General features: G+C 58.0%; 8 protein-coding genes and 2 pseudogenes. 8 read left to right on the forward strand and 2 right to left on the reverse strand.

From position 1 onward, the window contains the following. Positions 1 to 124 precede the first annotated feature (124 nt). The 3 genes from CIT25_RS09365 to CIT25_RS09375 all read left to right on the forward strand — a co-directional run bounded on the left by CIT25_RS09365 (position 125) and on the right by CIT25_RS09375 (position 3,530). On the forward strand, positions 125 to 1,726 hold the full coding sequence (locus CIT25_RS09365; RefSeq protein WP_095484284.1) for an SDR family oxidoreductase: 1,602 nt from the start codon (positions 125 to 127) through the stop codon (positions 1,724 to 1,726). A gap of 138 nt (positions 1,727 to 1,864) precedes the next feature. Further along, positions 1,865 to 2,917, forward strand: a complete 1,053-nt coding sequence (locus CIT25_RS09370) for an LLM class flavin-dependent oxidoreductase (protein WP_024505249.1) — start codon at positions 1,865 to 1,867, stop codon at positions 2,915 to 2,917. Next, positions 2,904 to 3,530, forward strand: coding sequence for a nitrogen fixation protein NifQ (locus tag CIT25_RS09375; protein ID WP_063169382.1), 627 nt, complete (start codon positions 2,904 to 2,906; stop codon positions 3,528 to 3,530). Before CIT25_RS09370 ends, CIT25_RS09375 begins: the two co-directional genes overlap by 14 nt. On the opposite strand, the gene rpoN is transcribed toward CIT25_RS09375, so the two are convergent. Next, entirely contained in the window at positions 3,527 to 4,960 is a 1,434-nt protein-coding gene (gene rpoN / locus CIT25_RS09380) for an RNA polymerase factor sigma-54 (protein WP_095484285.1), read from the reverse strand. The two genes, CIT25_RS09375 and rpoN, sit on opposite strands and share 4 nt — an antisense overlap. 69 nt (positions 4,961 to 5,029) lie before the next feature. After that, positions 5,030 to 5,563: a peroxiredoxin gene (locus tag CIT25_RS09385; RefSeq protein ID WP_029356553.1), complete on the reverse strand. Its 534-nt coding sequence runs from the start codon at positions 5,561 to 5,563 to the stop codon at positions 5,030 to 5,032. 1,149 nt (positions 5,564 to 6,712) lie between these two features. Between CIT25_RS09385 and CIT25_RS38085 the strand changes: the two genes are divergently transcribed. From CIT25_RS38085 to CIT25_RS09410, 5 genes and pseudogenes are all read left to right on the forward strand, one after another. Beyond that, positions 6,713 to 7,081, forward strand: coding sequence for a class II glutamine amidotransferase domain-containing protein (locus CIT25_RS38085; RefSeq protein WP_206072932.1), 369 nt, complete (start codon positions 6,713 to 6,715; stop codon positions 7,079 to 7,081). A gap of 428 nt (positions 7,082 to 7,509) precedes the next feature. After that, positions 7,510 to 7,742: pseudogene (locus CIT25_RS36195) on the forward strand (IS21 family transposase); the annotation flags it as partial. A 173-nt stretch (positions 7,743 to 7,915) separates the two neighbouring features. Further along, positions 7,916 to 9,046: a histidinol-phosphate transaminase gene (gene hisC, locus CIT25_RS09400; RefSeq protein WP_095484286.1), complete on the forward strand. Its 1,131-nt coding sequence runs from the start codon at positions 7,916 to 7,918 to the stop codon at positions 9,044 to 9,046. Positions 9,047 to 9,124: 78 nt separating this feature from the next. Beyond that, entirely contained in the window at positions 9,125 to 10,159 is a 1,035-nt protein-coding gene (locus CIT25_RS09405; protein WP_095484287.1) for an LLM class flavin-dependent oxidoreductase, read from the forward strand. A 254-nt stretch (positions 10,160 to 10,413) separates the two neighbouring features. Beyond that, positions 10,414 to 10,770, forward strand: a pseudogene (locus CIT25_RS09410) (transposase); the annotation flags it as partial.

Raw genomic sequence — 10,770 nt, forward strand, 5'->3', positions numbered from 1 at the left:
CCTTACGGGAACGACATCTGTGTGGGGCCGCAACTGGCGGTCACTGCAACGATTTGGCTCGACCCTTCATTCCGCCCAAGGTTGATGGGCTGAGATTACAAGCGGTCATCGTGGAGAAGCTCTCGTGAAACTGGCAGCACGCACCGTAATCATCACAGGCGCTGCGGGCGGGATCGGCCGTGCCCTGGTCGATATCCTTGCCGCGGACGGAGACACTGTAGTTGCGGTGGACCTTCCGGGCAGTGGTGTGGTTGAACTGGCTCGGGATCTCGGGTCGCCGCACGTCGGTCTGGAGTGCGATGTGTCGCGAGAGAAGGACATGCTCTCACTTTTCGGCCAGGTCGAAGCACGGTTCGCGCAAATCGATGTCCTCATCAACAATGCGGCGGTTGGGCCCACGATGGATAGGATCATCGACACCGCTGTCGATACCTTCCGACGCGGCGTGACAGTGAACCTTATTGGGCCATTCGTTATGGCCCGGGAAGCGGCGCGGCGCATGAGGCCTGGCGGTGCGATCGTCAATGTGGCTTCGATGGCGGGCGTGGTCGGCAATCCCAGGCGCAACGCCTACGCAGCCTCGAAAGCTGGCGTGATCTCGTTGACAAAGTCCCTTGCATGCGAGTGGGCTATGCGAGGAATCCGCGTCACGGCGGTGGCGCCGGGCTCCGTCCGCACCCCAATGGTCACAGAACTGGCACGCGCTGGCAAAATGGACCTCGCGGCGATACGCCGCCGCGTGCCGATGGGGCGCTTGGCTCGCCCCGACGAGATCGCCAGGGTCGTGCGTTTTCTGAGCAGCACGCAGGCGCGCTACATCACCGGCTCGGTGCTGGCAGTCGACGGAGGCTGGATGTCATTCAACCAGCCGGGGGATGCTCACCCGCCGGTGGATGGTGCGCTCCAAGCCGAGCTCTCCTGTCCGGCCGAATGCACAGATGCGCGAATCGTGCTCGTCACCGGTGGCGCAAAAGGCATTGGCGCGGCCGTCGCTCGCCGCTTTGCCGCCAACGGCGACACCGTCGTGATTGCTGATAAAGATGGCACTGCAGCGGCAGAGCTGGCTACATCGCTCCCCGGCAAGCATCTGGCGAAATCGCTGGACGTGGCCGTCGAGAGCGATGTGGTGTCGATGTTCGAAGAACTGAGGCGACGCTTCGGGTATATCGATGTTCTGGTCAATAGTGCTGATACCGCCGACAGGATTGTGCCTGCGATCGAGCAACTGTCGAACCAGCTCGAACACGTCCTGGATGTCAACCTTACCGGCGCCTTCACCTGCGCGCGCGAAGCGATCAAGGCTATGCGCCCGGGCGGCGTGATCCTCAATCTCGGGTCGATCGACAGCTTTCTGCCGTTCGCGCCGCGCCATGCCTACGGCGCCTCCAAGGCGGGGATGGATATGCTGACCCGTTGCATGGCGGCCGAACTCGGCCCGGTCGGAATTCGGACAGCCACCGTCGCTCCTGGCCACATCCGCACGCCCGCACTTGCTCAGTTGGCCAAAGCCGGCCGCATCGACCTGGCAGCAATCGGACGACGCATCCCCATGGGCAGGATGGGACGGCCAGAAGACGTCGCAGATGCATCGTTCTTCCTTGCTTCGTCTGACGCCTCATATATCAACGGCTCGATCCTCTACGTGGACGGCGGCTGGACCTCGTTCGGTGATGCGGGAAACGCCAGCGAACTCTATGACGAATGTTTTGCGGAGGCCGCAGGTTAATTGCCAGGCATTCGCAGGGCGACCGGCCGAGCATTATGAAGCCTCGGCTCCACGACGCACCCGAGGTGCTTGAGATCCAAGCCTGCGCATGCGGAGCACATTCCCGGTCGGCTGACGTGTCTATAACGAGGAGAAATCATGGAATTTGCCACTTTCATTCTGGCCGCCCAGCGCGGCTATCACCAATCCTCAGAAAGCGTCATCCGCAACTCCATCGAACAGGCCGTCGCTTCGGAGCAGGCTGGGTTCAACACCGCGTGGTTTGCTGAGCACCACTTCAACAATTACAGCCTCATACCATCCCCGCTGATGATGGTGGCGCACTGCGCCGGCTTGACAAGCACGATTCGCCTGGGCACTGCCGTCTGCGTGCTGCCGCTTTACCAACCGCAGCGCCTGCTGTCCGAGATCGGCTTCGCCGACATCGTTGCGAACGGCCGTCTCGAGCTCGGCGTAGGCTTGGGATACCAGCAGTTCGAGTTCGAACGGTTCGGCGTGGACATCGATGAGGCGCCGGCCGTCTTTTCGGAATACCTGGACATCATTCTCAAGGGCCTCAACCAAAACGTCTTCGAACACGACGGCCAGTATGAGAAGATCCCCCCAACAGCGATTTCGGTCCGCACAGTCCAGCAGCCGACGCCGCCTATCTGGATCGCTGGCGGAGCCGCACGGATGGCTCGGGCCTACCGCGAGGGGCACAATTTTTTTGTCACAGCCTTCCACGACGGCTTAGAGACTTTGACCACACTGCGTGAATCAGTCGAGAGGGCGGCGGCATCCGAGGAAAAGAACGTCACCGACGTCAAGATATCGCTGCTGCGCTGCTGCTATGCCAGCCACGACGAGTTGGAGATCAACAGCTATCTCGACAATGCCCGCTTCCAGCGCCGGCTTTCTGAAGCCCTGCATCAGCGCCGCCAACAGAGCCACGATGGCTACCTGCTGCAGGAGACACCGACCCAGCAGGATCTGTCCTTCGAGACCATGCGCAAAAATTTGCCGATTGGCAGCGTAAATCGCGTGATTGATCGCCTGCTGGAAGAGATCGATATCTTGAAACCGGACCAGATCGCAGTTCAGACTCAATTGGGCGACTTCGACCAAAAGACGATGCTGCGCCAGATCGAGCTCTGGGGCGACAAGATCATCCCTGCGGTCAACAAGGCGCTTTGTCATGCCGGAAGCTGAAGCCGGCCGTTACGATGATGGCTGCCTATCCAGCGCGCAATGGCGTGGGTCCGAGCTAGGGAGGAGCTTCGATCAGCATGTGCTGCCCTGCGTACATTCACGTTCGCTTGAGGAGGTCCAGGCGGGCGAGGTGTTGGCGACGGAGGGGACAGGCCTTTCGTCTGTCGAATTGCGTGATGTCTTGGCCGCAACTTTCCCGTCTACCTCCAGCAGCGTATTCGCTTTGGAGGAGTTGAGCGAGCCCGAGCCGGAACTGGAAGAGGAGCTGCTACGCCGGCTGCTGCTAGCGCATGCTGCGCCGGCCGACCCGGCGAGCGCCCGCTTGGCCAAGATCATCGCCCGGCGTGCGATGCGCATGGACCATCTTTGGCGGGATCTTGGCCTCTCAAATCGCGCTGAGCTCAGCCGCCTGCTTGCCAGACATTTTCCCGCGCTGGCGGCAGGCAACACAGAAAACATGAAATGGAAAAAGTACTTTTACCGCAAGCTGTGTGAGGCCGAAGGCTTTTCGTCATGCACAGCACCCAGTTGCGGGGAATGCCATGACTTCGAAAGCTGCTTCGGCCCGGAGGAAGTTGAGAGTCGCCTCTCGCCGACCACGAATGTCGGTTAGTCACTTCGCTTGATCGCAACTGCGGACAAACGCTTTTCGCGGCGCCGTCGTATGGAGGAAGGGATGTTCATCGCCTCGCGATATTTGGTGACGGTACGGCGAGCGACATCGATGCCGGTCTCCTTGAGTTTAGCAACGATGTCTTCGTCGGAATGTACCTTGTCGAGCGATTCTTCGGCTATGATTGCCTTGATCCGATGGCGGACAGCTTTGGCGGAGTGCGCGTCGCCGCCCTCGCAGGATGCGATTGGCGCAGCGAAAAAATACTTCAGCTCGAACACCCCGCGCGGAGTCAACATGTACCTGTTCGAAGTCACCCGGCTTACCGTCGACTCGTGCATGCCGATCTCGTCAGCGACATTTTTGAGACAGAGAGGCCGCAGATGGGCGGCGCCGTGTGTAAAAAAGGCATCCTGCTGGCGCACGATTTCGGTCGCAACCTTAAGGATCGTCTTAGCGCGCTGCTTGAGACTGCTGATCAGCCAGTTCCCTTTTTCCTGGCAATGGTCGAGAAACGCTTTGCCTTCCGGATTTTGATTGGTCAGCTGCGAGATTTCGGCGATATAGGTGTGGTTGATCAACACTTTGGGCAGCGTGGCCGGATCAAGCTCCACCCGCCATCCACCTTCGGACTTGGGCATTACCCAGACGTCCGGTACGATGGTTTCCGGCGTCCCGGACTGGAACCGGTCTCCAGGCTTGGGATCGAGCGCGCGGATTTCGTTCCTCATGTCGAGGAGATCCTCCTCGTCGACTCCGCAACGCTGCTTCAATCCCTGAAAATCCCCCCGTGCAAGCATCTCGAGATTGGCGACCAAAGCTGCCATAGCCGGGTCGAACCGGTCTTGCTGGCGCAGCTGAATCTCCAGGCATTCGCTGAGAGTTCGCGCAAAAATCCCCGGCGGATCAAATTGCTGCAAGATTCCGATGACCCGTTCCACATCAGCTTGCCGAACGTTTAACCTCCTGGCCAGATCGAAAAGGTTTACCTGAAGATAGCCAGTGTCCTCCAGATGGGCGGCGAGCTGTCCGGCAATCAGCCGCTCCTGGGGGGTGAACGGGGTGAGGGCGACTTGGCGGGCGACATGGTCGTGCAATGTTTCGGTGTGGGCGGTAAACTCCTCGACGGCAGGTCGATCGTTGCCGCTACTGCGTTGCGACTTCCATTGCCCGCGCCCGCCAGACGGCCCGCCAATGGGCGATTCGCCGATTTCGCTTCTGCTTTGACTGCTCCGCTGATCCTCCCCTGGCAGCGGCGAAACGTCGTCAAACGGGTCAGGCTTCAAAACGGGGTTCTTCTCGAGTGCCTGCTCCACGAGCTGATGGAGTTCAGTATGCGTCAATCGCAGCAAGCGAATAGCTTCAATGGCTTGAGGCGATAAGACCATACGTTGCTTCTGGCGTTGAAGCAGGCTTGCTGAGAGATGCATGTTGAACCGGTAATCTGCCGAGGAGGCTCTAGTGTGTGCTGGGGTTGTGTGAGACTTGCCACTTCTGGGTCATGCCGCCGCCTTCAGTTTGTCGAGAACGTTTTGCGGGGATGAAACGCCATAGGGGTCCGTCTCGCAGTTGTCACAGAAGCCTTCCTCCTCGAACCACTGCTCCACCACGCCATCGTCGATCAGAGCGGCGTATCGCCAGGAGCGCATTCCAAAGCCCAGATTGTCCTTCGCGACCAGCATGCCCATCTTGCGCGTGAACTCGCCCGACCCGTCTGGGATCAGCTCGATCTTCTGCAGCCCCAAGGACTTTCCCCACGCATTCATGACGAAAGCATCGTTGACTGAGACGCAGTAGATCGCGTCAATTCGCAGTTCCAGAAATTGATCATAGAGTTTTTCGAAATCGGGCAGTTGGAAGGTCGAGCAGGTCGGGGTGAAGGCGCCAGGCAGCGAGAACAGGATAACGCGCTTGCCCCCGAAATAATCGTCGGAGGTCTTGTTCTCCCACCGATAAGGATTTGGCCCCCCGATCGACTCATCGCGAACACGCGTGCGAAAGGTCACGAGAGGAACGTTCTTTCTATCGGTCATTAATTTGCTCCCAGGCCAAAGTGGTACGGTGCATCTTTCGGTTAAACTGAAGCGGCATCGACTTCCGTCGACAGTTCCGGCAGCCTCGCGCCTTGGCGTGGTTGCCTCGGACAGGTCTTGTGCAAGACCGCCCCCGAGCAGGGACGTTTAACGGCGACGAGCTTCCAGTTTTCCGCGGAGACGGGGAATGTTTGCTCGCGGGCTTTATCGAGCTTTGAGAGGTAGGCATGGTCTCCAAACGTGGTTTTGACTGCGTTCTATCGACCGAGTCGCAAGCGCCATGCCAATTGACCCGATGCCTTGGGTTCACTTCGGTTTTTGCAGCAACTTTCGTGTTGTGCAGTAATGCCGGTCGATATTATTGCTCAAGCAGCACTGGAAATTGGGTGCGACTCCGTTCGGCAAACCCGGCCTTTGTCCGAAGCCGGACACGAATGTCGGGAATTAGCCAAACGCCAGGACCTGGGGCGGGTTAAGAAACGTTGCCGTGGGCACCGGCTTCAGCACAATTGCGCCACGCGAGCATGGCTCCCAGCGTCAATGCCCTGCAGCAGCGAGACGAAAGTCACTGCAGAATATCAACCTCTGCGAAGTCGTTGAGACCCAGCATGTGCGAGCCGTTCGAGGCGCAGATCAAGGCATGCTCGAGGAAGAGCTCGTGCTCTCGGCAGCAAGTGTTGCGACGTCTGACAAGGATAGTCGCGCTTCAAGGAAAAGAACCTGAATGGTGCACGGCTTGTGAAGGCCTGGCGCATGGAAATGGCTGGGCTGATCATCCTCCATGGCGGTTGGATGAAGAGCTGGCCCCTATCTCCCTCAGCTGCAACGGGGGGAGATAGGGCATGTCCGTCCTATCGCGCTCGGTAACATTCCTCGGTGAGGCAATAAGGGGGAGCAATTTCTCATTTCGGCCGACACGACCCAGCTCTCCTTTCATGCGCTGATTCCCCTAGGGAAATCGCGACTCCAGCCTTCCTATGCAGCGAATCGCGGTGCTGTCCGATGTCCGACAATGTCGGATGCGGATCGTAGCTGGGCTAGATCCGTCACTTTGCCTCGAATGGTTTCCCACTGGCATAATATCTGCTTCGCCCCAAATGCGGCGACAGTTATCTCAGGAGGGAGCCAAAATCTGTGCGGCATCTGTGAATGGATCGACTTCAATCGAGACCTCGGAGGTCCCGACGCGCGAAGGGAGCTTGCCGATATGACGGCCACCATGGCGAACCGCGGTCCGGACGACGAGGGGACTTGGATCGGCGGGCCTGCGGCGCTGGGACACCACACCTGGCAATCATCGATATCCAGGGCGGCCGTCAGCCGATGATGCTCCAGGAGGATGGCCGACCTGACTTGGTGCTCGTCTACACGGGTGAGACTTACAACTACCGCGAGCTGCGTCAACAGCTGGCCGGCCTAGGCCATCGCTTCGACACGAGCAGTGACACCGAGGTGGTGCTGCACCGCCCACGCGAGTGGGGCTCTTCGGCGGGTACACTTTTTTCACGAAACCCATGAATGTTTCTCGCGACATCATCCCGCAATCGGTGGTGCAGCGGGTGAAGAGCCCGTATCCGGCTATCCAGGATGCCGCCTACGACAAAATGCTACGTACGCGGTTCACTGCGGTGCTGGACGACCTAGTGCGGCAGTGGCACCGCTGTTGTCCGTCGACAGGTCCCGCGCTTGCTCGGTGCGACCAACAACCTTAAGGGCTAGGGCGTATCCTGACCCTGCAAGATCTCCTCACCGACTATAAGGTGCGCCTCACGATCTGAGACGATGGGACAGGATGGCCAAGGAGGTGCGCCGTCTTGCATGCCCGCCAGCGAGGCGAACCCTCTTGGCTACGCGCGCCACCAGAGACGCTCCATATCGTCAGGCCCGCGTCTCATGCTCAGATGAGCCGGTATTTGGCTCTCTCATCAAGCGAACCGAGAGAGCCCATGCCAAGACGGAAGCAAGCAAGACGAACGAGCGTCAGAGATACCCTGCGCCTGACCCATAAACAGGGCAGTCTGGTGGGCGAGGTGGCAGAGCAACTGATGTTCGGCAAGACCTCGGTTTCCACCTATTTCTGCGGGCGCTGGAGGCGGGCTGTCGTGCTGGCCCTGCATGCGGCTTTGACGACGATGCGATGTTGAAACACCGTCTGTTGGGCCGAATCGGCCGTCGGCCACACGTTGGGTCGTCATCAGGTTCTCGACAGCTTCCCGGTGTCAAATCCAAACCGTGGTCGGCGATCCCCACCAGGGTGGGAAGGCAGCGCTGATATAGCCGAACGTCGATCAAGTCACGATCAACGATTGCCTCATGTCACATGCCCTGCGGGACTGAAAAACGGAGAAGAACATGTGCGATGCAAAACTGAAGACCGTGCTTTCGCTTTTTTCGCCGGTGGCCAGCAAATTAGATGCTCTCTCGTCCAACGGACCAGCGACGGATGCAAATTGCGTTAAGCTAAATACGAACGAGAACCCGTTTCCGTTGCCGAAGAGCGTAATGCAAAGTGCAATTGCTGCGATCGAACACCAGTATCTTTATCCGGAAGACGACAATCTCAGCTTAAGGGCAGCTGCCTCCGATGCTTACGGATTTTCCAAAGATCAGGTGATTGCCGGCAACGGTTCGTCGGAGCTGCTCGGACTCATCTACAGAGCTTTCCTCGCCCCAGGAGATAGAGTGGCAATGCTGTCGCCCGGATTTTCGTTCAACCGTAAACTTGCCATGTTGCAGGGTGCCGAGTTTCTCGAAATCGCATCGAGCGAAGCTCATCCCCTGCCGATAGAAAAACTGCTGTCCGGCCCCGCAAAAGACGCGAAGTTCATTCTGTTGGCTAATCCGAACAATCCGACCGGAACATTCGTGCCGGTGGCCGAAATCGAACGCCTTGTGGAGCAAGCAGATCGCTTGATCGTCTTGGATGAGGCCTACGTTGACTTCGCACCCGACCATGCCCTGCGCCTCGTCAATAGACATCCGAATCTTTTGATCTTGAGGACTTTTTCAAAGAGCTATGCTGCCGCTGGCGTGCGAGTCGGCTTCGGTTTCGGTCACCCAGAAATCATTGGCAGGCTGCGCAACATCCAGAATGTCTTCAACATGAACGTGATCGGGCAGGCGGTCGGGAAAAGCATTCTTGCGCATCGCCACGCCTACGAAGAGAACCACAGGCACATCAAGCATGAACGACAGCGAGTGACCCTGGCGCTGTTGCAACTTGGCTTTTCCGTAACACCCTCCCACGCAAACTTTTTGCTGGCCCGTGTGCCGGCGGGACAGGAGGGCTCATGCTGGCAAGCCGCGTTGAAAGAGCAGGCGATCCTCATCGCCAGCTTTCCTGACGTAGATTTGAAGAACTGTATTCGCGTCAGCATTGGCACCACAGAGCAGATGGACAAATTCCTTGCTGCCGCCAAACGCGTCTGTATGAGCTTTAAGAAGAATTGCGGTGTTCACAAGCATGAAGTCGATTCACATTAAGCATCAAGTAATAGGTGTTGATATGTCGTGAGCTATGATTTTATCGAACAAATAATTGGTAATTTGGAGAACAATTAATTGAAGAAAATTTCCGCTTCGGGCCTGACCTTCGGCATCTTCGATCATCTGGACGAAAACGGCGATGACATCGCACAACAATATGCAGATCGGCTGAGCCTAGCAGAAGCGTGCGATGGCTATGGCTTTTATGCGTATCATCTCGCCGAGCACCACTGTACGCCGCATGGCAGAGGTCCATCACCGAATTTGTTCTTAGCGAGCGTCGCCCAGCGAACCCGCAGTCTTCGTGTTGGTCCCATGGTAATGCTACTTGCGCTCTATCATCCGCTGCGTGCCTTCGAGGAGATCTGCATGCTTGATCAGTTGAGCGGCGGCAGGCTTGAACTCGGCATAGGGCGCGGCTCTGCTCCCACTGAATTGGGATACTTCGGGGTTGCTGTAGAAGCAGCACCAGAACAGTATGCGGAGGCCAGTGAGATTCTCATCAATGCGATGAAAGGCGGGACGCTTTCTTATCAGGGCCGCCACTTTGAGTTGAAAGATGTTCCGCTGACGTTGAGACCTCACCAATATCCCCATCCGCCGACATGGATCGCCACCAATCGACCCGAGCCGGCTAGCTGGGCCGCTGCGAATGGGGCAAACATCGCCTGCGTCGGACCTTCCACTTCTGTTCGCAGCGTTACCGACGCGTTCCGCGCCGCCCGAATTCACGATGCTGACATTGGCCAGCAAGCGCCATTTCTTGGATTGCTCCGAATGGTGGTGATAGGGCGTTCTGAAACAGATGCGTATTTGCTCGCAGCACCTGCCTATGAACGATGGCTCAATAGCTTCAAATTTCTATACGAACTAAATGCCATTTCCACTCCACCAAACTTGCCTTTGAACTTCGATGCAGCAATTGAAAGTGAATTGTGCGTCGTGGGAACGGCAGATTCTGTCCGAAAAGCTCTCCTTGATCAGCTGGAAGAGGCAGGTGCTAATTATCTTCTGTGTCAACTGGCATTTGGGGATTTGCCGCTGGATGCCTCACTATACACCGCATCGGCCATTCGATCCGAAATCATGGCTCGAGTTGCCGCATCGTGAATCCGTCGTGTGATTGGAGGAGCAGCGGCAGCGCTGCTCCTCATTGCGAAACGGTTGTGGGGGCCGGACTCCTGTGTCAGGTGTAAACCATTGGAGCACGTCCTATCTGATCCAGGTCATATCCTGCGGCTTTGAAGTAGTTGGCACATTCGGCTGGGGTGAAGAGGTCGACGACCGCGCCGAGGCGTCCTGACCTTGCCCCTCTGATCTAATCCGGTTTGAAGTTCGTTCTGGCCCATCCAGAGGACCAGGACATGAAACGCAGCCGCTTCTCTGAAGAGCAGATCATCGGAATTTTGAAGAAACACGAGGCCGGGGTATCGGTTGGCGATCTGTGCCGCAAGCACGGGGTCAGCGACGCCTCGATCTACAATTGGAAGGCCCGCTTCGGCGGGATGGATGTCACCGAGGCTCGGCGACCTGAAGGCGCTGGAGGACGAGAACACGCGCCTGAAGCGGCTTCTGGCCGACGCCATGCTCGACAATACCGCGTTGAAGGACCTTGTGGGAAAGAAATGGTGACGCCCGCCGCCAAGCGGAAAGCTGTCGCTCGCCTGAAGGAAGGCTTCGGGATGAGCGAACGGCGGGCGTGTAAAGCCATCGGCTGTTGC

This window comes from Mesorhizobium mediterraneum, assembly GCF_002284565.1.
Lineage (GTDB): Bacteria > Pseudomonadota > Alphaproteobacteria > Rhizobiales > Rhizobiaceae > Mesorhizobium > Mesorhizobium mediterraneum.